The organism is Bradyrhizobium sp. CCBAU 21365, assembly GCF_015291305.1.
GTDB classification, from domain to species: Bacteria; Pseudomonadota; Alphaproteobacteria; order Rhizobiales; family Xanthobacteraceae; genus Bradyrhizobium; species Bradyrhizobium elkanii.
Genome location: NZ_CP030036.1, coordinates 58,296 through 81,909, shown reverse-complemented (window position 1 = coordinate 81,909; position 23,614 = coordinate 58,296). Strand labels below are relative to the sequence as shown.

The window sequence follows — 23,614 nt, the reverse complement described above, 5'->3', positions numbered from 1 at the left end:
TCAAAACAGAATAGTCCCAACGGGACTCGGCGAGTAAGAGTCCAGACCGTGAACGCAGAATCCCCTGTGAAAAAATGCCGCCGGGTGGCGGGGATTTTATGCGAATTGGCTCCGTAGTCATGCGGGGGGCGCACGAAGCGTGATCTCCCGAGGCTCGTCCGCACACTTCGCGCGCTAGCGTCCGGTCGAGCCGAAGCCGCCGCTGCCGCGCCCGGTCGGCGACAGCACCTCGACCGGAACCAGCTCGGCCTTTGTGACCGGCGCGATCACCATCTGCGCGATGCGCTCGCCGCGCCGGATCGAAAACACCTCGTGGCCGTGATTGATCAGCAGCACGTTGATCTCGCCGCGATAGTCGGCGTCGATCGTGCCGGGCGAGTTCAGCACCGTGACGCCGTATTTGGCGGCAAGGCCGGAGCGCGGCCGCACCTGGGCCTCGTAGCCCGGCGGCAGCGCGATCGTCAGTCCGGTCGGAACCATCTCGTAGCGGCCCGGCAGCAGCAGCAGCGGCGCCGACTGCGGCACCGCCGCGAGCAGGTCGAGGCCGGCCGCGTCGGCGGTCTGATAGATCGGCAGCAAAAGATCCGCGCCGTGCGGCAATTGGTGGACTTCGACCCTGATGGTGGCGCTCACGATGCGGTTCCTACGGCTCTGGCGATGCGCGACACCAGCGCGGTCGCGACTTCCTCCTTGGTCATGACAGGCCAGGAGTCGACGGTGACGTCCTTGCCCTCGCGCGAGAGCAGGTGGACGGTGTTGCGGTCGCCGCCCATCACCCCGGTCGCCGGCGAGACGTCGTTGGCGACGATCCAGTCGCAGCCCTTGCGCGCGAACTTCGCCTTGGCGTTCTCGATCAGATGCTCGGTCTCGGCGGCGAAGCCGATCACCAGCGGCGGCCGCTGCTCCTTCAGCTTGGAAATTGTCGCAAGGATGTCCGGGTTCTCGACCAGCTGCAGCGGCGGCATGCCGGCCGCGGTCTTCTTCAGCTTCTGGCTGCCTTCATTGGCGACCCGCCAGTCGGCGACCGCGGCGGCAAAGATCGCGACGTCGACCGGCAGCGCCGCCTCGACCCGGTGCAGCATGTCGCGGGCGGACTCCACGTGCATGACCGAGATGCCCTGGGGGTCGTCGAGATCGACCGGGCCGGTCACCAGCACCACCTCGGCGCCGGCGGCGCGCGCGGCGGCGGCAATGGCAAAGCCCTGCTTGCCGGACGAGCGGTTGGCGATGTAGCGGACCGGATCGATCGCCTCATGGGTCGGGCCGGCGGTGATCAGCACCCGCTTGCCGGCCAGCGGCCGCGGCTGCGGCGGGCGCAGCATGCGGTCGGCGGCGGCGGCGATCTCGGTCGGCTCGGCCATCCGCCCGACGCCGGCCTCGCCGGCTTCCGCCATCTCCCCCGCATTGGGCCCGACGGTATGGACGCCGTCGCGGCGGAGCTGCAGCACATTGCGGCGGGTGGCCGGATTGTTCCACATCAGCGGATTCATCGCCGGCGCCAGCAGGATCGGCCGGTTGGCCGCCAGCAAGGTGGCGGTGGCGAGATCGTCGGCATGGCCCTGCGCCATCTTGGCCATCAGGTCGGCGGTCGCCGGCGCCACCACGATCAGATCGCAGTCCCGCGCCAGGCGGATATGGCCGGCGTCGAACTCGCTCTCGGCGTCGAACAGGTCGGTGTAGACGCGCTCATGCGACAGCGCGCTGGCGGCGAGCGGGGTGACGAATTGCTGGGCCGCCCTGGTCAGCACGCAGCGGACCTGGATGTGCCGCTCCTTGAGCCGCCGGATCAGATCCAGCGCCTTGTAGGCCGCAATCCCCCCGCCGATGATCAGGGTGACGCGCGGCTCGCCGACCGCGCTCGCGGCCCGCGGAGCAGGGGCTGTCACTGTCGCGGAACCTGGGCCGGGCGCCTCGGCAGGCTCCGGTCCGCCGTCTGCGAGCTCCCGGAGGATCACCCGGACCTCCTCCTCGACCGAGCGTCCGTTCCTGGCGGAGCGCAGCCGCAGATAGGCCTTCAGCGTGTCGTCGAGTTTGCGGATGGTCAGGCTGGCCATGGCGTGCTGCCCTCAAAGCATGATCCGGAAAAGTGTGAAGCGCTTTTCCGGGAGCGATCATGCCCAAATAAATATGATAGCGATGCTATCACATGGTGCATGCATTGCAATCAGTGCGCCCGGATGGCGAAAAAGATCGCGATGGAGGCAATCGCAATGACCCAGAGGCCGACGGTCTGCACCCGCGCCTTGCGGGCCTCGGCGCGGGCCATTTCGTCGATCGAGTCCGACGACAGCATGTGGCCCTCCAGCGTCATGGTCTCCAGCTGCTCGAGCACCGTGACGGCGCGGTTGGCGATCGACGGCAGGTTGGCGAGGATGCGGCCGAGCTCGCCCGCACCCGAGATCGCGCCCTGGATGCGGCCGGCCGGGCCGAGATTCTGCGTGATCCATTCGCGCACCACGGGGTCGGCGATCTTCCAGATGTCGAGCTTCGGGTCGAAGCCGCGCGCCACGCCCTCGACCACCACCATGGTCTTCTGCAGCAGGATCAGCTCGGGGCGCGTCTGCATGTCGAACAGGCCGGTGACCTCGAGCAGAAGCGTGAGCAGCTTCGCCATCGAGATTTCCTCGGCGGTGCGATTGTGGATCGGCTCGCCGATCGCGCGGATCGCCTGCGCGAAATTCTCCACCGAATGGTGGCCCGGCACGTAGCCGGCCTCGAAATGCACCTCGGCGACGCGGCGATAGTCGCGGGTGATGAAGCCGAGCAGGATCTCGGCCAGGAAGCGCCGCTCCTTCAGCCCGAGCCGTCCCATGATGCCGAAATCCACGGCAACGAGCCGGCCGGCCTCATCGAGGAACAAATTGCCGGGATGCATGTCGGCATGGAAGAAGCCGTCGCGCAGCGCGTGGCGCAGGAAGCTCTGGATCACCTTGCGGCCGAGATCGGGCAGGTCGACTTCGGCCTGCTTCAGCCGGACGTGATCGTTCAGCGCGATGCCGTCGATCCACTCCATCGTCAGCACGCTGTGCGCGGTGCGATCCCAATCCACCGCGGGGACGCGGAAGTCCGGATCGTCGCGTGTGTTCTCGGCCATCTCGGACAGCGCGGCCGCCTCGAGCCGCAGATCCATCTCCATCGCGACCGAGCGCGACATCGTGTTGATGACCTCGATCAGCCTCAAGCGCCGCGCCTCGGCGGAATGCGCCTCGGCCTTGTGCGCGACAAAGAAGAAGTCGCTGAGGTCGCGGCGGAAGCGCGCGGCGACGTTGGGCCGGAGCACCTTGACCGCAACCGGATGCCGGACGCCGTCGCGCTCGATTTCGCCGCGATGCACCTGCGCGATCGAGGCCGCGGCAACCGCAGGGCCCAGATGCACGAAGGCCTGCGCCAGCGGCCGTTCCAGCGATTGCGTGATGACGGTTTCGGCAGCCTCCTGCGCGAACGGCGGCAGCCGGTCCTGCAGGCTTTCGAGATCGCGCGCCATCGACACGCCGACCACGTCGGGGCGGGTGGCGAGGAATTGCCCGAGCTTGAGATAGGCCGGTCCGAGCCGCGTCAGTGCGCGCGACAACCGCGGACCTGACTTGGCCGAGCGGCGCTCGATCAGCCGCGCCAGCTTCAGCGCGAGCTGCCCGGGCGGCGGCACCAGCGCGGGATCGACGACGCCGAACACGCCCTCGCGCGCAAACACGAAACCGGCGCGGGCGAGGCGCGTGATGTGGGTCAGTGCAGAGATCACAAACGCCAGCCCGAATGCAGCGCCACGATGCCGCCGGAGAGGCTCTGCCACTTCACGCGGGCAAAGCCGGCGGCGCCGATCATCTCGGCGAACGCGTTCGGCCGCGGGAATTTGCGGATCGACTCGACGAGATATTGATAGGACTCGGCGTCACCGGTGACGGCGCGGCCGAGCGGCGGGATCACCTTGAAGGAAAACAGATCGTAGATCTTGTCGAGGCCGGGCACGTCGACGGTGGAGAATTCCAGGCACAGGAAGCGGCTGCCCGGCCTGAGCACGCGATAGGCCTCGCGCAGCGCAAGGTCGATCTGCGGCACGTTGCGGATGCCGAACGCGATGGTGTAGGCGTCGAACGCGCGGTCGGCGAAGCCCAGCGCTTCGGCGTTGCCCTCGACGAACGACACGCGGTCATCGAGGTGCTGCTTCGCGGCACGCTCGCGGCCGACGGCGAGCATGTCGGTATTGATGTCGCAGACCGTGGCATGAAAGCCCGCACCCGCGGTCTTGGCGGCCCGGAACGCGATGTCGCCGGTACCGCCGGCGACGTCGAGCAGCGCGAACGGCCGGTCGCCCTTCGGCGGATCGAGCGTCGTGATCATGACATCCTTCCAGGCCCGGTGCAGGCCTGCCGACATCAGATCGTTCATCAGGTCGTAGCGCGACGCGACGCTGTGAAACACGTCGTTCACCAGCGTCTGCTTCTCGCCCAGGGGCACGTCCCTGAAGCCGAAATGGGTGGTTTGATCCGGCCGATCCATCACTCAGAACTCTTACCCTTTTTGGTCGCGTTTTCTTCGCTCGAAAACGCTCCAGCCAGACCATAGCGCGGCGGCCGCAATGGCGCTATCACGTCACTTCCAAAAGGTGAATGCCTGCCATGCCGGAATTACCCGAAGTCGAGACCGTCCGCCGCGGCCTGCAGCCGGCCATGGAGGGGTCCAGGATCCTCAAGGCCGAGGCCCGCCGCAAGGATTTGCGGTTTCCGTTTCAAAAAGACTTTATCGCCCGGCTGGAGGGCCGGACCATCACCGGGCTCGGCCGCCGTGCCAAATATCTGATGGCGGACCTGAACTCCGGCGACGTGCTGCTGATGCATCTGGGCATGTCGGGCTCGTTCCGCGTGCTGAAGCAGGACGGCGCGGCGACGCCGGGGCAATTCCACCACCCGCGCAGCGAGGATCGCGCGCATGATCACGTCGTGTTCCACATGTCGTCGGGCGCGGCCGTCGTCTTCAACGATCCGCGGCGCTTCGGCTACATGAAGATCATCGCGCGCAACGCGATCGAGGATGAGCCGCTGCTGAAAGGGCTCGGTCCCGAGCCGCTCGGCAACGAATTCGACGCGGCGATGCTGGCGCGCTCCTGCCACAACAAGAAGACCAGCCTGAAGGCCGCGCTGCTCGATCAGCGCGTGGTGGCGGGACTTGGCAACATCTATGTCTGCGAGGCGCTGTTTCGTTCGCATCTGTCGCCGCGGCGATTGGCCGCGACGCTTGCAACGAAGAAGGCTGAGCCCACCGACCACGCCAGGCGGCTGGTCGACGCGATCCATTCGGTGCTCAACCAGGCGATCAAGGCCGGCGGCTCCTCGATCAGCGACCATCGGTTGACCAATGGCGATCTCGGCTACTTCCAGCATTCGTTCCAGGTCTACGACCGCGAAGGCGAGACGTGCCGCACCTCAGGCTGCGAGGGCATCGTCAGGCGCTTCACCCAGAACGGCCGTTCGACGTTCTGGTGCCCGAAGTGCCAGAAGTAGCAATGTTCGAGACCCCGCGCATCGAGACGCGGCGCCTGATCCTGCGGCCGCTTGCGCTGTCGGATGCCGCGGCGATCCAGCGTCACTTCAACAATTGGAATGTGATCAAGACTCTCGCCACAGTGGTGCCGTGGCCCTATCCCGGCGACGGTGCGGAAAGCTTTATCAGGCGGGAGCTGGATAAGATCGCGGCCGGCGAGGAAAGCTATCAATGGGTGCTGGTGTTGCGTGCCGGCGACGGCGAGGCGATCGGCAACGTCAATTTCCGGCCGCGCGCCGATGGCCGCAAGGGCAATCGCGGGTTCTGGCTCGCCGAGCCGTACTGGAATCAGGGCCTCATGACGGAAGCGATCGCGGCGGTGAACGATTTCGCCTTCCTGACGCTCGGCCTCGATCACTTCCATGTCTGCAACGCGCAGTCCAACGTCGCCTCGCGCCGGGTCAAGCAGAAGACCGGCGCCGAATTCGTCGGCTTCGTCGAGCTTCCGCACCACAACGGCGAATCCAGAGCGGAGAAATGGAAGGTCGCGCGCGAGACCTGGCTGCGCGATCGACGGTGACATCGCTTTTGCGAATGCGGCCATGACGAATGCGACAGCTTGACCGCGCATGCGAGGCTGGCGAACATAGGTCCCATCGCTCCATCAAGAACGAGAACACAATGGCGATGAACGGCATGTCGATGAATGGCGCCTGGCGCGACCGCGCCGCGACAAGTTTTCAATGCGAGAAGCAGCCGGCCACCAGCAGCCGCGGCATGGTGGTGAGCAATCATCCGCTGGCATCGAGCGCGGGCGCCGAGATGTTAGCGGCCGGCGGCAACGCGATCGATGCGGCGATCGCCACCTTGTTCACGCTGACCGTGGTCGAGCCGATGATGGTCGGCATCATCGGCGGCGGCATGGCGCATATTCGCCTCGCCGACGGCAGCCATCGCTTCATCGACGGCCAAAGCACGGTGCCGCAGGCGGTAAAGCCGGATACCTACACCTCGAAGCCCGGTTCGGCGCATGACGTGTTCGACACCGTCGGCAACGAGAATTTGAATGGGCCGAAGGCGGTCGCGGTGCCGGGCTCGCTGAAGGCCTGGTGCGAAACGCTGCGCCGCTTCGGCACCATGAGCCTTGCCGACGTGATGCAGCCGGCGATCAAGCACGCCGAGCGCGGCTATGCGGCGACGCCCTATTTGCACGAATGCATCACCGACGGCGCCGAGGAGATGCTGAAGGACAAGCCGATCTCGGCGATCTATCTGCCTGATGGCGCGCCGCTGAAGCCCGGCGAGCGCGTGGTGCAGGCGGAATATGCCGAGACGCTGAAATACATCGCCGATCATGGCGACAACGCGCTCTACCAGGGGCCGCTTGGCGACATCCTGGTCGACTACATGAAAAGGAACGCCGGCTTCATCGCGCAGGAGGATCTTGCGACCTACAAGACCGTCGAGCGGCAGCCGATCCGCTGTGACTACCGCGGCTGGGAAATCCTCGGGCCTCCGCCGCCGGCGGCGTCGGGCGTGCACATCACGCAGATGCTCAACATCCTCGAAGGCTATGACATCGCGCGGCTCGGCTTCGGCACGGCCGAGACCATCCACTATCTTGCCGAGGTGCTGAAGATCGCCTTTGCCGACCGCGCGGCCGCGAGCGGCGATCCCGCCTATATCAACGTCCCGGTCGAGCGGCTGACCTCGAAGGCCTATGCCGAGGAGCGCCGCCGCGCGATCGATCCCGCTGCCGCGCAGGCCTGGAGCGCCGGCGTCACCCAGCTCGAAAGCGCGCACACCACGCACATGACCGCGGCGGACGCGATGGGCAATGTGGTCGCGACCACCCAGACCATCAACAATCTGTTCGGCGCCAAGATCCTGATCCCCGGCCTCGGCACCGTGCCGAACAACTACATGAACCTGTTCGATCCGCGGCCGGGGCACGCGCTGTCGCTGGCCGCCGGCAAGCGCGTCACCACCTCGATGTCGCCGATGATGGCGCTACGCGACGGCAAGCTGGCTTACGCGCTCGGCCTGCCCGGCGGCAAGCGCATCTTCCCGAGCGCGATGCAGGCGCTGATCAATCTGATCGACCACGGCATGAGCCTGCAGGAGGCGGTCGAGGCGCCGCGGGTCTGGACCGAAGGCAATGCGCTGGAAGTCGAGCAGGCGGTGCCGGAGGCCGTGCGCGCCGCGCTGTCAGCCAGGGGCCACAAGGTGCAGGTGGTGCCGACGGTGGCCGGCGGCATGAACGCGATCCAGTTTCACGCTGACGGCACGATTTCGGGCGCAGCCTGCTGGCGCGCCGACGGCACCCCAATCGGCATTGCCGGCGGCCTCGCCCGCGCCGGGGTGCGGTTTGCGTTGAGGTGAGGCCGACTACGCTGTTTGACAGGTTGAACCGAGAACCATCCTCAACGTCGTCCTGGCGAAAGCCAAGAGTGAACTCAGGGGACCCATTACCCCTAATCTCATTGCTGTGCGACGCCGGGACCGCGATCCTGTTTCATCGCTGATGCGGTGGTTATGGGTCCTGGCTTTCGCCAGGACGACATGTGGGAAGAGTGGTAGCTGAATCACAAATGACTATGGAATGCTGGATCGTCCGCCAGAGCCTGTCCATCTCGTCGTCCCGGCCTACGCCGGGACGACGAGATGGACAGAACCCGGTCTGCTCTGCGGGATCACCGCGCAAGCGGGGCGAGGTGACTCTACTTCCTGACGCAGATCACGCGGACCACGGCGGCCTTGGCGTCCGCCGAGTCGCCCGACACGGTGACGCCATGCGCCTTCAGGAAGCTGCGCACCGTGTCGGCCGGCACCAGCGCCGCCTGCGCCGCGTTTGCGGGGCCAGCAACGATGACGGGCTTCAGCACTGCGATGCCGGCAAATCTGCCGCCACTATCGAGCGCCGCTGCGCCGGAGAACCCGAGCGCCGGCGCCGGTGACAGCGCCTGATCGCCGCCGCCGATCTGTGCGACCGAAGCCTTCACGCTGCTCGCGGCCGCGCCGCCGCCCTGGTTCTGCGGATCGGCGATCCCGGTGATGTCGAGCGCGGTCTGCGTCGCCTGGCCTGCGATGTTGAGCGGCTTAAGCCCGCGCGCGCCGTAGATGCGCAGCAGCGCGAGATCATGCTCCTTGTCCGCCGCGACCCGGTCGGCATTGCCGTAGCCCGGAATCGTCAGCGCGATGCAGTCGTCGGTCGCCACGCGGTCGGTCACGATGGCGCCGTCGTCGCTGACCACGACGCCGGTGGCATACTCGACGGTCTTGCGCGGTGGCGGACCGGCCTGCACGGCGGACGGAAATGCATTGAAGGCACTCGACATCGCGATCACCACCGGCTCGATGGTGGTTTGCATCGCCTGGTCATAGAGGATGGTGAGGATGCGGACCTCGTCGCCCTTCAAGGTGCCGCGCAGATAGAACTTCTTCAGCCCCTGCATGCCCGACAGCACGAAGAAATCCGGCTTCACCACGGTGTAGTCGATGGTGCGCCCGGCCGGCTCCTTCTTTTCCTGCTCGGCAAGCTTTGCGGTGGTCGGGCTGGCTTCCTTGCGGCGGGCCAGCAGCACCTGGACGGTGCCGGTCGGCGAGGTCCATTTGGCGCCGGCGGCATCGCTGGTGAGCTGCGGCACCAGCTTGGTCGGAATGCCGAGCCGCGCCCCGGTGGCCGGCTCGGTGACGATCCGCCAGCCGACACCTTCCTGCTTCCGCCGCGCCGCGTCGGCGAGCACGCCGCGCTCCTGCGGGTTCAGCACGCCGGTCGGCTTGCCGCCGCGCTTCTTCTGGAATTCCTTGATCGCATTGACCATGCGCTCGCTGACGTCGCCCGATATCGCGCCGTTATATTCGCCGACCCAGGCGAGGTCGGATTGCAGCGCCAGCCGTTCGGCCTGCGCCATCGCGCCAGCGGTATCCTCCGGCTTCTGCAAAGCGGGGCGTATCGGCACCGTCGCCACGGTCTTCGGCCTGGTCCCGGCCGTCGACGGCGGCGTCATCTGGGCCTGCGCCATGCTCATGGAAGCGGCCATCAATGTTGCCGAAAGCACCGATCTCATGACAAATCCGGGGGAAATGACCGACACCATTGACGTCCAGGCAATTAAGCACATCTGCTTGGTCGGCAACAACCGCGCTCCGGTTCAGGGAGCGCGTCAACCCTCGTCCTGAGGAGCGGCGTCAGCCGCGTCTCGAAGGATGAGGCCACCGACCGGGCCTCATGGTTCGAGACGCGCGTGCCGCGCTCCTCACCATGAGGGTCACGGGTAGGATAGATGAGACAATGCTGAGTGCCGACGAACTTGAACGCTATGCCCGCCACATCGTGCTGCGCGAGGTGGGCGGCCCCGGCCAGAATGCGCTGAAAAAAGCCTCGGTGCTGGTGATCGGCGCCGGCGGCCTCGGCGCGCCGGTTCTGATGTATCTGGCGGCCGCAGGTGTCGGCCGGCTCGGCGTGATCGATGACGATATCGTCTCGCTCTCCAATTTGCAGCGCCAGATCATCCATGCGACGTCTGATATCGGCAAGCGCAAGGTCGACAGCGCGGCGGCGCAGATCCATGCGCTCAATCCGCATGTGACGTTCGAGGCGCATCCGATGCGGCTCACCGCCGACAATGCGATGGCGCTGATCGCGCGTTACGATCTCGTGCTCGACGGCTCCGACAATTTCGAGACCCGCTATCTCGTCGCCGATGCCTGCTTCCTCGCGAAGCGGCCGCTGATCACGGCGGCGCTGGGCCAGTTCGACGGTTCGCTGACCACGATCCGCGCGCACGAGAAGAATGCGGACGGCGTGTTCAACCCGACCTATCGCTGCCTGTTTCCGGAGGCGCCGCCGCCGGGCACGGTGCCGGCCTGCGCCGAGGCCGGCGTGATGGGCGCACTCGCCGGCGTGCTGGGATCGATGATGGCGCTGGAGGCGATCCGCGAGATCGTCGGCTTCGGCGAGGGCCTGGTCGGTCGCCTCCTGATGGTGGATGCGCGCGCGATGCGGTTCGAAACCCTGCGTTACGCGCGCGATCCGCAGAACCCGCTCAATGGCGATGGGCCTGTCATTACTGACCTTGGCGCCCATCGCACCTGAGTGCTGCCGTTACCTGGTGGCCGGCTTCTCGCTGTCGAGATGCGCCATCTGCTCGGCCGCATAGCGCGTGCCGGCCGCGATATCCCGCGGGAAGGCTTTCGCCAGTGCCGCGAGATGAGCTTGCGTCAGCGTCAGCCTGGTCGCGCCGAGCGCTTCGGTGAGACGATTGCGGGTGCGGGCGCCGACCAGCGGCACGATCTCCTTGCCCTGCGCCGCGACCCAGGCGATTGCGACCTGCGCCGGCGTTGCTCCGATCTCGGCGGCAATGGCGCGCAACTGCTCCACCAGCGCCAGATTGGCATCGAGGTTCGCGCCCTGGAAGCGCGGCGTCATCAGCCGGTAGTCCCTGCCGACCGTGCCGGACTCCTTCGACCAGTGGCCGCTGATCAGTCCGCGCGCCAGCACGCCGTAGGCCGTGATGCCGATGCCGAGCTCGCGGCAGGTCGCCAGGATGTCGCGCTCGATGCCACGCTCGATCAGCGAGTACTCGATCTGGAGATCGACGATCGGATGCACGGCATGCGCGCGGCGGATGGTGCCGGAGCCGACCTCGGACAGGCCGATATGTCTGATGTAGCCGGACTTCACCAGATCGGCGAGGCCGCCGATCGTCTCCTCGATCGGAACGTTGGGATCGAGACGTGCCGGGCGGTAGATGTCGATGTAGTCGGTGCCGAGACGTTGCAACGAATAGGCGAGGAAATTCTTCGTCGCGGCCGGCCGGGTGTCCATTCCGGCGAATTCACCCGCGGGGCCGCGCAGCGCGCCGAACTTGACGCTGATCTGCAGCCGGTCGCGCGCGACGTTCTTCAGGGCTTCGCGCACCAGCATCTCGTTGTGGCCCATGGCGTAGAAGTCGCCGGTATCCAGCAGCGTGATGCCGGCATCGAGCGCCGCGTGCACCGTGGCGATGCTCTCGCCGCGATCGGCCGGGCCATAGACCTCGGACATGCCCATGCAGCCGAGGCCGAGGGCCGAGACGGTGGGCCCGGTTGAGCCGAGTTTGCGTGTGTCCATGTGGATGTTCCTCGAACGTTTGCGGCGGAAAATCCGTCGCCAAATGCCGAGGTGATATGGGCCGGCCAGCTTTCGCCGATAAGCTGGACAATCGCGAATGGCTTGTTCACTATATCGAACAATGCAGGATTTCGACCTTCGCGACCTCGACGCCTTCGTGGCGGTGGCGCGCACGCGCAATTTCCGGCGTGCGGCGCTCGAGCAGCGCGTCTCGGTCTCCAGCCTCAGCCAGCGCCTGCGCGACATGGAAGAGCGGCTCGGCGTCCGCCTGATGAACCGCACCACCCGCAGCGTCGCGCTGACGGAAGCCGGCGAACTGCTGCTCGCCCGCGTCGCGCCGGCCATGGTCAACGTCGCCGATGCGATCACCGAGGTGCGCGGCCTGCGCGCCGAGCCGTCGGGGCGGTTGCGCATCAACGCGCCGCCGCCCGCGGTCGATCTCGTGCTGGCGCCGATGATCGCGCCGTTCCTCGCCAGATATCCGCGGGTCGAGCTCGACGTCGTCGCGGAGAGTGCGTTCGTCGACGTCGTCGCGCAGGGCTTTGACGCCGGCGTGCGTTACGGCGAGCACCTGGCGCAGGACATGGTCGCGGTCCCGCTCGGCGCGCCGCAACGTTACGCGATCGTGGCGTCCAGCGCGTATGTCGCAAAGCACGGCCGGCCGATGCATCCGAAGGATCTGCTGGCGCACCCCTGCATCCGCAGCCGCTTCAGCAACGGCGTGATGTTCGATTGGGAGTTCGAGAAGAACGGCCGCGTGGTGAAGATTTCGCCGCCGGCCAAGCTGACCGCGACCCATCTCGGCCTTGCGCTGCGTGCAGTCCATGACGGCGTCGGCTACTGGGCGACGTTCGAGGGCTATGTCCGCTACGGCGTCAAATCCGGCGCGCTGGTCAGCGTGCTCGACGACTGGTGCCCGCCGTTCGACGGACCGTTCCTCTATTATCCGAGCCGGCGCCAGCCGCCGCCCGCGCTGGCCGCGTTCGTGTCGTTCGTCGCCGACTGGCGCAAGCAGGCACGGCGGAAGAAATAGGACGGGTCGTCACCACATCGTCGTCCCGGCGAAGGTCGGGACCCATACGCCGCGGCGGTTGTTGTCGAAGGGATTCGTCGTTCCGTCATCGCGCACAAATAAGGATTTGTGGTTATGGGTCCCGGCCTTCGCCGGGACGACATCGAATGTTGGTCTCAGAGCCCCGTAGCTCGAGCAAGTTGCCTGGTCGAGCGCCGGCCGCACCGGCTCCTTTGCATGGGGTTGTTTTCGATATTTTGGCAGCTCGCCCCTACGACGGCGGGGCTATCGCATATGACTACCCACGTCCCGTAGCCCGGATGGAGCGAACCGCAATCCGGGGCGGTCCGTCCGCGGATACAGGCCCCGGATTTCGCTGCGCTCCATCCCGGCTACGAGCATTCACAGCATGCTCGGCAGCACGCGATCCGGCGGCTTGTGGGCGTCGAGGAAGGTTCGGATGTTGATGATCACCTTCTCGCCCATCTCGACGCGGCCTTCGATGGTGGCCGAACCCATATGCGGCAGCAGCGTCACCTTGCCGGCCCTGGCGAGCCGCACCAGCTTCGGGTTCACCGCGGGCTCGTGCTCATAGACGTCGAGGGCTGCGCCGCCGATATCGCCGGCCTCGATCAGCTTGATCAGCGTGTCCTCGTCGATCACCTCGCCGCGCGCGGTGTTGACGACATAGGCCTCTTTGCGGATCAGCTTGAGCCGCCGCGCCGAAAGCAGATGATAGGTCGCAGGCGTGTGCGGGCAGTTCACCGAGATGATGTCCATCCGCGCCAGCATCTGGTCGAGGCTTTCCCAATAGGTCGCCCCGAGCTCTTCGGCGATCATGGGCGCCACCGGGCGGCGGTTGTGATAGTGGATCTGCAGGCCGAAGGCGCGGGCACGGCGCGCCACGGCCTGGCCGATGCGGCCCATGCCGACGATGCCGAGCCGCTTGCCGCCGATGCGGTGGCCGAGCATCCAGGTCGGCGACCAGCCCGCCCAGTGCTGCTTGCCTTCGGTCAGGATCGAGGCGCCCTCGATCAGGCGCCGCGGCACCGCGAGGATCAGCGCCATGGTCATGTCGGCAGTGTCCTCGGTCAGCACCTTCGGCGTGTTGGTCACGGTGATGCCGCGGGCATGCGCTGCGGCCACGTCGATATTGTCGACGCCATTACCGAAATTGGCGATCATCTTCAGCTTGCAGTCGGGCTGATTGATCACGTCCTCGCGGATCATGTCGGTCACGGTCGGCACCAGCACGTCGGCGGTCCTCGCCGCCTCGGCGATCTGCTCCGGCGTCATCGGCGTGTCGTCGAGATTCAATCTGGCGTCGAACAGCTCGCGCATCCGGGTCTCGATCGAGTCCGGCAGCTTGCGGGTGACGACGACGAGAGGCTTTTTCTTCACCGACATGTCCTGCTTTCATGGGGCGCGCGGCGTGCCAAAAAACAAACCGTTCAGGCCTCATTAACCCGGTTGTTCGACACTGCTGATAGCCGCGCTGTCCCGGCGTTTCCTTCGCGTTTCCTAGGGTTCCCCGAGACTTGCCCCGGCTTTTCGCCAAGGCGAAACGACGGGAAATTCGGGTGTTCTGGCTCTCAGGCGTTCCGTCCTCTCTAGCAGAAGGCCGGGCCAAGACAAGAACCCCCCGGACTTGCGGTGCGGGGCGAACGGACGCCGGCGCAGGGGCCTTCGGGCGTGGTTTGGGTTGCGGTGCGCCGGATGCGGGTTGGGCATCTCGGCAGGAGACGAGTTGATGGTGGCGTTCTGGCGTTTCAGTTCATTGGTGGCGCTGGTCGGAAGCATGCTGAGTGCGTCGGTCATGCCCGGACATTCCGCCAAGGATTTGAGCCCCACCACCAGTGGCCTGCCGATCCCGCGCTATGTCAGCCTGAAGTCGGATCATGTGAACGTCCGGGCCGGCCCGACCAAGGACAATGACGTCGCCTGGGTCTACACGCGGTCGGGGCTGCCGGTCGAAATCACCGCCGAGTTCGAGAACTGGCGCCGGGTGCGCGATTCCGAGGGCGCCGAAGGCTGGGTCTATCATTCCCTGCTGTCCGGCCGCCGCACCGCCGTCGTCACGATGAAGAACAAGGACGATCTGGCCTCGCTGTACGATCGCCCCGACGCCACCAGCGCCGTCGCGGCGCGCCTGCAGGCCGGCGTCGTCGCGCAGGTGAAGAAATGCGCCAATAACTGGTGCCGGGTCACCGGCAGCGGGTTCGACGGCTGGATCGAGCAGCAGCGCCTCTGGGGCGTCTACGCCGACGAGAAGGTGGACTGAGCTTCCCGGTCCCCAAATGAAAATGGCCGGGACGAGCCCGGCCATCACAACTCATTTCGACGGTAAGACCGTTCAGCGCTTCTTGCGCAGCCGCACGACCATGTCGACGCGGGAGATCTCGTACCCTTCGGGCACGTCGGGCATCTTCGACAGCACGAGGTTCGGGTCGGGAATGTCGACCAGCTCGTGGTTGTGCTCGAGATAGAAGTGGTGGTGCGTCGACACGTTGGTATCGAAATAGGTTTTCGTGCCGTCGACGCTGACCTGGCGCAGCAGGCCGGCATCGGTCAGCTGGTTCAGGGTATTGTAGACGGTCGCCAGCGACACCGGAACCTTGGCCAGCGTGGCTTCCTCGTACAGCATTTCAGCGGTCAGGTGGCGGGCACCCTTGCCGAACAGCAGCCAGCCCAGCGCCATGCGCTGGCGGGTCGGCCGCAGACCGGCAGACTGCAACATTTCGTTGACGTCATGCCACGGACAGCCGGTCAGGGCAGGGTGGTGCCCAGCGCCCCGGGCAGCCGGGTGCACGGCATCATCGTTCACAGCCGGTACTTCCTCGTTCATATCCACTCTATGCACCCAACTCAGGCAATATTCCTCATAAATATAAAAAGGATGCCTATCAGATGCAAGTTTTTCGCAACTAGAACGAATCCAAGCTGCGGTAGAAACCTAAGGAGAAGCGGTCATTTATCATCGGAATGCCGCTTTGCCGCCCAGTTAGCCGTATGTTAGAGAGCGCGCGGACCACATATGCGCTTTCGGCAGAGATAACAGGCCGTAGCGTACCCAGGTAGCGCCAAGATGCGGGACGGGTTATTCCGGTTCCCGTGGGTAGATCAAGGTCCGACCAAGCAAAGCGCTTCATCGGGACATCAGAGGTGGAAAGAGGATGCTGGATCGGCGCGGCGGTTACGAATACGAGGATTTGCTGGCTTGCGGGCGGGGCGAGCTTTTCGGTCCCGGCAACGCCCAGTTGCCGCTGCCGCCGATGCTCATGTTCGATCGCATCAGCGAGATTTCGGAGAATGGCGGCGAGTTCGGCAAGGGACTGGTGCGCGCCGAGCTCGAGGTGAAACCGGATCTCTGGTTCTTCGGCTGTCATTTCAAGAACGATCCGGTGATGCCGGGCTGCCTCGGCCTCGATGCCATGTGGCAAATGGTCGGCTTTTACCTTGGTTGGATCGGTGGCGAAGGTCGTGGCCGCGCGCTCGGCCTCGGCGAACTGAAGTTCTCCGGACAGGTGCTGCCGCACGCGCGCAAGGTTGTGTACAACATCGATATCAAGCGCGTGATGCGGTCAAAGCTCGTGCTTGGAATTGCCGACGGGTGGCTTTCCATGGACGACGAGATTATCTATCGCGCCAAGGACTTGAAGGTCGGGTTGTTCAAGCAGGGCACGGCGCCATCTTGAGCAGGATCATCATGCGGCAACATAAAGGCAGGGCGAGGCGAACATGAGGCGGGTTGTCATCACGGGGATGGGTATTGTCTCGTCCATCGGTAACAACACCCAGGAAGTGCTTGCGAGCCTCTACGAGGCGAAGTCGGGCATTTCGCGCGCGGAGAAGGCTGCCGAACTTGGCTTCCGCTCGCAGGTGCACGGTGCGCCGACACTCAATCCCGCCGAGGTGATCGATCGCCGCGCGATGCGGTTCCTTGCCGAAGGTGCGGCGTGGAATCACGTTGCGATGGAACAGGCGATCCGCGACTCCGGCCTCGAGGAGAGCGAAGTCTCCAACATCCGCACCGGCATCATCATGGGATCCGGTGGACCGTCGACGCGCACGCTGGTGGAGGCCGCCGACATCGCGCGCGCCAAGGGCCCGAAGCGCGTCGGTCCGTTCGCGGTGCCGAAGGGCATGTCCTCGACCGCGTCGGCGACGCTCGCGACCTGGTTCAAGATCAAGGGCGTGAACTATTCGATCTCGTCGGCCTGCGCGACGTCGAACCACTGCATCGGCAACGCCTATGAGACGATCCAGATCGGCAAGCAGGATGTCATCTTCGCCGGCGGCTGCGAGGAACTCGACTGGACGCTGTCGGTGCTGTTCGACGCCATGGGCGCGATGTCCTCGAAATACAACGACACGCCGGCCACCGCCTCGCGTCCCTACGACCTCAACCGCGACGGCTTCGTGATCGCCGGCGGCGCTGGTGTCGTGGTGCTGGAAGAGCTCGAGCACGCCAAGGCGCGCGGCGCCAGGATCTATGCCGAGGTCGTCGGCTACGGCGCGACCTCCGACGGCTACGACATGGTGGCGCCGTCGGGCGAGGGCGCCGAGCGCTGCATGCGCATGGCGATGTCGACGGTGAACACGCCGGTCGATTACATCAATCCGCATGCCACGTCGACGCCCGCCGGCGACCCGCCGGAGATCGAGGCGATCCGCAAGGTGTTCGGTACCGGCGACAAATGCCCGCCGATCTCGGCGACCAAGGCGCTGACCGGCCATTCGCTCGGCGCCACCGGCGTGCAGGAAGCGATCTATTCGCTGCTGATGCTGAACAACGGCTTCATCTGCGAGAGCGCGCATATCACCGAACTCGATCCGGTGTTTGCCGACATGCCGATCGTGCGCAAGCGCATTGACAACGCCAAGCTCAACACCGTGCTGTCGAACTCGTTCGGCTTCGGCGGCACCAATGCCACGCTGGTGTTCAGGCGGCTTGACGCGTGATTTCGCCCCTCCTCGCTTGCTGAGGGAGGTCCGCAGGCAGCGAATGGGAACATTGCAACGATCCGGAATGGGGTGGGAATGATTATTGAACCGCGCGTGCGAGGCTTCATCTGCACGACGGCACATCCCGTCGGCTGCGCCACGAATGTCCGCGAACAGATCGCCTATGTTCTGAAGCAGGGCCCGGTCGCCGACTGCCCGAAGCGCGTTGCCGTGCTCGGCTGTTCGACGGGGTATGGCCTCGCGAGCCGCATCGTCGCGACCTTCGCCGGCGGCGCCGACACCATCGGCGTGTCGCTGGAGCGCGAGCCGTCGGAAAAGAAAAGCGCCAGCGCCGGCTGGTACAACAACCGCGCCTTCGAGATCGAGGCCGAGAAGATCGGGCGCTCGCCGCTCACGCTCGAGGGTGATGCCTTCTCCGACGAGATGAAGAAAAACTTCATCGAGCGCGTGCGCGAGAAATTCGGACAGCTCGACCTGCTGGTCTACAGCATGGCGGCTCCGGTCCGGACCGATCCCGACACCGGCAAGACCTATCGTTCGGTGATCAAGCCGCTCGGCGCCCCGGTCGAGATCAAGACGCTCGACACCGAGACCGGCGAGGTGTTCCAGACGACGCTCGAGCCGGCGAGCGAGGAGCAAACAGCGGCCACCGTCGCGGTGATGGGCGGCGACGACTGGAAGCGCTGGATCGACCAGCTGGCGGATGCCGGCGTGCTGGCGCCGGGCTTCCGGACGCTCAACTACACCTATATCGGCAGCGAACTGACCTGGCCGATCTATTGGAACGGCACGCTCGGCCGCGCCAAGGTCGATCTCGACAGCAAGGCGGAAGCGATCCGGGGCCGGCTCGGCGCGGACGCCGCGCGCGTCGTCGCGCTCAAGGCCGTGGTCACCCAGGCGAGCTCGGCGATACCGGTGGTGCCGCTCTATGGCACGGTGCTGTTCAAGGTCATGAAGCAGCTCGGCCTCCATGAAGGCTGCATCGAGCAGATCGACCGCCTGTTCCGGACGAAGCTCGGTAAGGGCGTCGCGCTCGATGACGCGCAGCGCGTCAGGGTCGACGACTGGGAGCTTTCGCCCGAAGTGCAGACGGAAGTGTCGCGGCGCTGGCCGCTGCTCACCACCGAGACGCTCGGCGAACTGGCCGATCTCGGCGAGTACAAGAGCCAGTTCCTCCGCCTGTTCGGCTTCGGCATCGACGGCGTCGACTACACGCAGGACGTCGATCCCCGCGTCGTGCCGGGTTAGGCCGTTCGGAAAACCGCGCGAGCGGTTACAGACCGGTCTTCTCCTTCCCCCCGAAAGGGGGAAGGTCGGGATGGGGGTCAGCCGCAGGCGATGCTGCAAGCGGAGAGAGTTGATCCCCACCGCTTTGCTCTGGCGAGCAAAGCGACCTCCCCTTTTCAAGGGGAGGTCGGAGTTCCGAGCTAGGTCTTTCGAGATTGGTTACTTCGTAGCCCGGATGGAGCCAACGGGTCGCGCACTTCACCCCGCCGCGATCTTCTCCGCGCGCTGGAATGCGGGCCGGGCCACGCAGCGGCCGATATAGGCCTCGAACGACGGCCGCGGCGGCACCATCTTGAAGACGCGCACCGCAAAGTTCAGTCCCGCGCCGATCGCGATGTCGGCGACGGAGAACTGATCGCCGAGGATCCACGGCCCCTTCTGCAGCTCGGCGTCGAGCACGTCGAACACCTGCGCGGCGCTGCCCCATGCTGCGGTGCTGGTCGGCACCTCGAGCTTGGTGAAGAGCTGGATCAGCGCCGGCTCGATGCAGCTCGGCGAGAAGAACAGCCACTGCAGATAGCGCGCCCGCTTCGGGTCCGTCGCTGCCGGTGCGAGTTTGGTCTCGGGATAGCGGTCGGCGATATAGGCGCAGATCGCGGCGGCCTCGGCGAGCTGCGCGTCGCCGTCGGTCAACGCCGGCACCTTGCCCATCGGGTTGATCTTGAGAAAATCCGGCGATTTCTGCGCGCCGGTGCTGATGTCGGTCAGCACCCGTTCGTATGGCAGACCGGATTCCTCCAGCAGCCAGATGGCGGAGAACGAGCGCGAGCGCGGCGACCAGTACAGCTTGATCATGGCTTAGTCTCCGATGTGCGGTTTGTTCTTGTCCACCGATAGTGCTTCATCATGAAGCCGGTGACCGGATTGGGCGCTTCCTTCTCGAACACAAAGCCTTCGCGCTCGTACCACCGCCAGGCCTTCTCGTTCTCGCGGACGCATTTCAGCCAGATCTCGTCGGGCATCTGCCGGCGCGTGAAGCCAAGCAGCTGACGTCCGAGGCTCATGCCCTGATAGGCGGGGACCACCATCAGCTGATCGAGCAGCAAGCTCGGCAGGTGCAGCGCCAGCATGGCGGCGATGCTGCCGCGATCATCGGCCACGAACAGGGTCCAGCCACCCGCGATCTCGCGCGGCAGGCGGGCGCGCAGGTCGTTCAACAAACTGTCGCTGGCTTGCGAGAGCCCGGTCGAAACCCAGCTCGCCATCCAGGCGCGCGCGATCGCGTCATGTTCGTCGGAGCGTGCGGGGCGGATGGTCGGCAGCGTCATTATTCCCTATCGCGTTCGACGCCGGCGGCGTGACGCTGTGGGCGTATAAAGGTGAAAGCCCGCGCTCGCCTCGCGGAGCTTTCAACTCTAGCGCAGTTGTTTGCGACCGGCGAGGCCGGCGGCTCACACGCCGAGCGTCCCGGCCTTCGCCGCCGCATAGCGCTCGGCCACGGCCTTCCAGTTCACCGTATTCCACCACGCCTTCAGATAATCGGGCCGGCGGTTCTGGTAGGTCAGGTAATAAGCGTGCTCCCAGACGTCGTTGCCGAGCAGCGCGCGCTTGCCGTCCATGATTGGATTGTCCTGGTTCGGCCGCGTCTCGATCGCGAGCTTGCCGTCCTTGGTGACGGTGACGAACACCCAGCCGGAGCCGAACACGCGCCCGCCGGCGGCGTTGAAATCGGTCTGGAATTTTTCCATGCCGCCGAGGTCGCGATCGATCGCGGCGAGCACCTCGCCGTCCGCCTTGCCGCCGTTCGGTCCCATGATCTGCCAGAACATGGTGTGGTTGGCATGGCCGCCCATGTTGTTGCGCACGCCGGTACGGATCGCCTCCGGCACGCTGCCGAGATTGGCGAGCACCTCGACGACCGGCTTCTCGGCGATCTGCGGATTGTCCTTGGCGAAATTGTTGAGGTTGGTGACATAGGCCTGATGATGCCGGTCGTGATGGATTTCCATCGTCTTGGCGTCGATATGCGGCTCCAGCGCATTGGTGGGATAGGTCAGCGGATCGATCTTGAACGGTCCGGCTGGGGCCTGCGCCGTGGCCTGCGCGAACGCTGCGCGCGATGTGGCGGCGGCCGCGGCGATGCCGCCTGCTGCGATGATCAAATGGCGTCGGGACATCGAGGACATCGTGGTTCTCCGTGCTGGGAAAGCTTCCTGATGTTAGGCCCGAGTTGTGAACGGGTTCCAGCGAATCCGGTCACAATGCCGGGTCAAAACCGCGCATGCCGATCAGCGGAGATTGATTTGCGCCCCATCTCGACAAACCAAAAAGGGCGGCCACAGGGCCGCCCTTTCGTAACAGTCGATTTGCAACTCGATTGGCCTGGGCTTACTCGCCGGCAGCTTCGCGCGGCGCTGCAGCCGGCGCCTCGGTCTTCTGCTTGGCTTCGAGGTCCTCGCCGGTGGTCTGGTCGACGGCTTTCATCGACAGGCGGGTCTTGCCGCGATCGTCGAAGCCGAGCAGCTTGACCTTGACCTTGTCGCCTTCCTTGACGACGTCGGAGGTCTTCTGCACGCGGTTGGCCGCGAGCTGGCTGATGTGAACGAGGCCGTCCTTGGCGCCGAAGAAGTTCACGAACGCGCCGAACTCCATCACCTTGACGACGGTGCCCTCGTAGATCTGGCCGACCTCCGGATCGGAGGCGATCGACTTGATCCACTTGATCGCAGCCTTCATCGCCTCGCCGTCGTTGGATGCGACCTTCACGGTGCCGTCGTCCTCGATGTTGACCTTGGCGCCGGTCTTCTCGACGATCTCGCGGATGACCTTGCCGCCGGTGCCGATCACTTCGCGGATCTTGTCGGTGGCGATCTTGAAGGTCTCGATGCGCGGTGCGTATTCGCCGAGCTCGGCGCGCGCCGCGGTCAGGGCCTTGGCCATCTCGCCGAGGATGTGGATGCGCCCTTCCTTGGCCTGGCCAAGCGCAACCTTCATGATCTCCTCGGTGATGCCCTCGATCTTGATGTCCATCTGGAGCGAGGTGATGCCCTGGTCGGTGCCGGCGACCTTGAAGTCCATGTCGCCGAGATGATCCTCGTCACCGAGGATGTCCGACAGCACCGCGAAGCGCTGACCTTCGAGGATCAGGCCCATGGCGATACCGGCGGTCGGCCGCTTCAGCGGCACGCCGGCGTCCATCAGCGACAGCGAGGCGCCGCACACCGAAGCCATCGAGGACGAGCCGTTCGACTCGGTGATCTCGGAGACCACGCGGATCGTGTACGGGAACTCGTGGTGCGGCGGCAGCACCGGGTGGATCGCGCGCCAGGCGAGCTTGCCGTGGCCGATCTCGCGGCGCTTGGTGCCGCCGAGGCGACCGGTCTCGCCGACCGAGTAGGGCGGGAAGTTGTAGTGCAGCAGGAACGTTTCCTTGTAGGTCCCCGACAGTGCATCGATGTACTGCTCGTCCTCGCCGGTGCCGAGCGTGGTCACGACCATCGCCTGGGTTTCACCGCGGGTGAACAGCGCCGAGCCGTGGGCGCGCGGCAGCACGCCGGCTTCGGCGATGATGTTGCGCACGGTCTTGGCGTCGCGGCCGTCGATGCGCTTTCCGGTGTCGAGGATGTTCCAGCGAACGATCTTGGCTTCCAGTTCCTTGAACACGCCGGCGACGCGGAGCTTGTCGTATTTCGGCTCCTGGCCTTCCGGGAAGAAGTGCGCGAGCACCTTCTCCTTGACGGCGCCGACCGCGGCATAGCGTTCCTGCTTGACCGGGATCGCGTAGGCATTGCGGAGCTCCTGCTCGGCGATGCCGAGCATCTCCTTCTCGATCTCCGAATTGTCGATCGTGGTGACTTCGCGCGGCTCCTTGGCGGCCTTCTCGGCGAGCTCGATGATCGCGTTGATGACGGGCTGGAAGTGGCGGTGGCCGAACATGACCGCGCCGAGCATCACGTCTTCGTTGAGCTCCTTGGCTTCCGATTCGACCATCAGCACGGCGTCGGCGGTGCCGGCGACGACGAGATCGAGCTGGGTCTCGGTCATCTCGTCCAGCGTCGGGTTGAGCACGTATTCGTCATTGGCGAAGCCGACGCGCGCGGCGCCGATCGGGCCCTTGAACGGCGCGCCCGACAGCGTCAGGGCGGCGGAGGCGGCGACCAGCGACACGATGTCCGGATCGTTCTCCATGTCGTGCGAGAGCACGGTGACGATCACCTGGGTCTCGTTGCGCCAGCCGTCGACGAACAGCGGACGGATCGGGCGGTCGATCAGGCGGGAGACCAGCGTCTCCTTCTCGGTCGGACGGCCTTCGCGCTTGAAATAGCCGCCGGGAATGCGGCCCGCGGCGTAGGTCTTCTCCTGGTAGTCGACGGTGAGCGGCAGGAAGTCGACGCCTTCGCGCGGTGCCTTCGCCGCGACGACGGTGGCAAGCACCACGGTCTCGCCGTAGGTGGCCAGCACGGCGCCGTCGGCCTGGCGGGCGATCTTGCCGGTTTCAAGTTTGAGGGGACGTCCACCCCAGTCGATCTCGACGGAATGCGTATTGAACATTTCGGTCTTCTTTCATGGTTTCACGAAAGCATGGCGCCCTGAAACACAAAGACCATGCCAAGACGGCGAGACACTGACGCGCGGTTGCGATCAGTATCCGGCGATCCTGCCATGGTCCCTGGATTTCGGATGGCGTCCATCCTTTCGGTCATCTGGGCATCTTGCCCGGTCCAGCGGCCGGATTGCTGCTGGACGCTAGTTGGCATGGCACCATTGCCATGCTGCGCATGATCATCTTTCGACAATTCGAAAGTCCGAGTTCGCGG

General features: G+C 65.6%; 21 protein-coding genes. 9 read left to right on the top strand and 12 right to left on the bottom strand.

Translation table 11 applies throughout. The features are described 5' to 3' along the window. Positions 1–174: 174 nt before the first annotated feature. The 4 genes from dut to ubiE all read right to left on the bottom strand — a co-directional run bounded on the left by dut (position 175) and on the right by ubiE (position 4,497). Positions 175–633, bottom strand: a complete 459-nt coding sequence (gene dut / locus XI02_RS00365; protein ID WP_172646255.1) for a dUTP diphosphatase — start codon at positions 631–633, stop codon at positions 175–177. Further along, a complete protein-coding gene (gene coaBC, locus XI02_RS00360) occupies positions 630–2,054 on the bottom strand; it encodes a bifunctional phosphopantothenoylcysteine decarboxylase/phosphopantothenate--cysteine ligase CoaBC (protein ID WP_018269269.1) in 1,425 nt (474 codons plus the stop codon). Before coaBC ends, dut begins: the two co-directional genes overlap by 4 nt. A gap of 110 nt (positions 2,055–2,164) precedes the next feature. Next, positions 2,165–3,739, bottom strand: coding sequence for a 2-polyprenylphenol 6-hydroxylase (gene ubiB / locus XI02_RS00355; protein ID WP_172646256.1), 1,575 nt, complete (start codon positions 3,737–3,739; stop codon positions 2,165–2,167). Then, a complete protein-coding gene (gene ubiE / locus XI02_RS00350) occupies positions 3,736–4,497 on the bottom strand; it encodes a bifunctional demethylmenaquinone methyltransferase/2-methoxy-6-polyprenyl-1,4-benzoquinol methylase UbiE (protein ID WP_172646257.1) in 762 nt (253 codons plus the stop codon). The genes ubiB and ubiE overlap by 4 nt, the downstream gene beginning before the upstream one ends. A 119-nt stretch (positions 4,498–4,616) precedes the next feature. Here ubiE and mutM point away from each other — a divergent pair, with 119 nt between their 5' ends. The 3 genes from mutM (at position 4,617) to ggt (ending at position 7,860) form a co-directional block, all read left to right on the top strand. Further along, positions 4,617–5,498: a bifunctional DNA-formamidopyrimidine glycosylase/DNA-(apurinic or apyrimidinic site) lyase gene (gene mutM, locus XI02_RS00345; protein WP_069279013.1), complete on the top strand. Its 882-nt coding sequence runs from the start codon at positions 4,617–4,619 to the stop codon at positions 5,496–5,498. Between the two features lie 2 nt (positions 5,499–5,500). Continuing rightward, the gene (locus XI02_RS00340) at positions 5,501–6,058 is read left to right on the top strand and encodes a GNAT family N-acetyltransferase (RefSeq protein WP_069279012.1); all 558 of its coding nucleotides are present in this window, start codon (positions 5,501–5,503) and stop codon (positions 6,056–6,058) included. Positions 6,059–6,180: 122 nt separating this feature from the next. Further along, positions 6,181–7,860 carry a gamma-glutamyltransferase gene (gene ggt / locus XI02_RS00335; RefSeq protein WP_172648991.1) on the top strand — a complete coding sequence of 560 codons (1,680 nt, stop codon included), beginning with the start codon at positions 6,181–6,183 and terminating at the stop codon, positions 7,858–7,860. Positions 7,861–8,198: 338 nt separating this feature from the next. On the opposite strand, the gene XI02_RS00330 is transcribed toward ggt, so the two are convergent. After that, a complete protein-coding gene (locus XI02_RS00330) occupies positions 8,199–9,548 on the bottom strand; it encodes a serine protease (protein WP_172646258.1) in 1,350 nt (449 codons plus the stop codon). 224 nt (positions 9,549–9,772) lie between these two features. Here XI02_RS00330 and XI02_RS00325 point away from each other — a divergent pair, with 224 nt between their 5' ends. Continuing rightward, positions 9,773–10,576, top strand: coding sequence for a molybdopterin-synthase adenylyltransferase MoeB (locus XI02_RS00325; protein ID WP_172646259.1), 804 nt, complete (start codon positions 9,773–9,775; stop codon positions 10,574–10,576). Positions 10,577–10,585: 9 nt separating this feature from the next. Here the strand turns inward: XI02_RS00325 and XI02_RS00320 are convergent, their stop codons facing one another. Further along, positions 10,586–11,593: an aldo/keto reductase gene (locus XI02_RS00320; protein WP_172646260.1), complete on the bottom strand. Its 1,008-nt coding sequence runs from the start codon at positions 11,591–11,593 to the stop codon at positions 10,586–10,588. Positions 11,594–11,714: 121 nt separating this feature from the next. On the opposite strand from XI02_RS00320, the gene XI02_RS00315 reads away from it, so the two are divergent. After that, positions 11,715–12,626 carry a LysR family transcriptional regulator gene (locus XI02_RS00315; RefSeq protein ID WP_172648992.1) on the top strand — a complete coding sequence of 304 codons (912 nt, stop codon included), beginning with the start codon at positions 11,715–11,717 and terminating at the stop codon, positions 12,624–12,626. Positions 12,627–13,007: 381 nt separating this feature from the next. On the opposite strand, the gene XI02_RS00310 is transcribed toward XI02_RS00315, so the two are convergent. After that, positions 13,008–14,012, bottom strand: a complete 1,005-nt coding sequence (locus XI02_RS00310) for a D-glycerate dehydrogenase (protein ID WP_137478415.1) — start codon at positions 14,010–14,012, stop codon at positions 13,008–13,010. Between the two features lie 346 nt (positions 14,013–14,358). Between XI02_RS00310 and XI02_RS00305 the strand changes: the two genes are divergently transcribed. Next, positions 14,359–14,886, top strand: coding sequence for an SH3 domain-containing protein (locus XI02_RS00305; RefSeq protein WP_026192030.1), 528 nt, complete (start codon positions 14,359–14,361; stop codon positions 14,884–14,886). Between the two features lie 72 nt (positions 14,887–14,958). Here XI02_RS00305 and irrA read toward each other — a convergent pair whose 3' ends face one another. After that, complete coding sequence (irrA, locus tag XI02_RS00300; protein WP_026192029.1) at positions 14,959–15,450, bottom strand: iron response transcriptional regulator IrrA; 492 nt, start codon at positions 15,448–15,450, stop codon at positions 14,959–14,961. A gap of 328 nt (positions 15,451–15,778) precedes the next feature. Between irrA and fabA the strand changes: the two genes are divergently transcribed. The 3 genes from fabA to fabV all read left to right on the top strand — a co-directional run bounded on the left by fabA (position 15,779) and on the right by fabV (position 18,818). Further along, entirely contained in the window at positions 15,779–16,300 is a 522-nt protein-coding gene (gene fabA, locus XI02_RS00295) for a 3-hydroxyacyl-[acyl-carrier-protein] dehydratase FabA (protein ID WP_016844716.1), read from the top strand. A 43-nt stretch (positions 16,301–16,343) separates the two neighbouring features. Beyond that, a complete protein-coding gene (fabB, locus tag XI02_RS00290; RefSeq protein ID WP_172646261.1) occupies positions 16,344–17,567 on the top strand; it encodes a beta-ketoacyl-ACP synthase I in 1,224 nt (407 codons plus the stop codon). Between the two features lie 78 nt (positions 17,568–17,645). After that, entirely contained in the window at positions 17,646–18,818 is a 1,173-nt protein-coding gene (fabV, locus tag XI02_RS00285; RefSeq protein ID WP_172646262.1) for an enoyl-ACP reductase FabV, read from the top strand. A 237-nt stretch (positions 18,819–19,055) separates the two neighbouring features. Here fabV and XI02_RS00280 read toward each other — a convergent pair whose 3' ends face one another. The 4 genes from XI02_RS00280 to pnp all read right to left on the bottom strand — a co-directional run bounded on the left by XI02_RS00280 (position 19,056) and on the right by pnp (position 23,348). After that, complete coding sequence (locus XI02_RS00280) at positions 19,056–19,652, bottom strand: glutathione S-transferase family protein (protein WP_172646263.1); 597 nt, start codon at positions 19,650–19,652, stop codon at positions 19,056–19,058. After that, on the bottom strand, positions 19,649–20,125 hold the full coding sequence (locus XI02_RS00275; RefSeq protein ID WP_069279003.1) for a GNAT family N-acetyltransferase: 477 nt from the start codon (positions 20,123–20,125) through the stop codon (positions 19,649–19,651). The genes XI02_RS00280 and XI02_RS00275 overlap by 4 nt, the downstream gene beginning before the upstream one ends. A gap of 123 nt (positions 20,126–20,248) precedes the next feature. Beyond that, positions 20,249–20,983, bottom strand: coding sequence for a superoxide dismutase (locus XI02_RS00270; protein WP_172646264.1), 735 nt, complete (start codon positions 20,981–20,983; stop codon positions 20,249–20,251). 202 nt (positions 20,984–21,185) lie between these two features. Next, entirely contained in the window at positions 21,186–23,348 is a 2,163-nt protein-coding gene (gene pnp, locus XI02_RS00265) for a polyribonucleotide nucleotidyltransferase (protein ID WP_018269260.1), read from the bottom strand. Between the last annotated feature and the right edge of the window lie 266 nt (positions 23,349–23,614).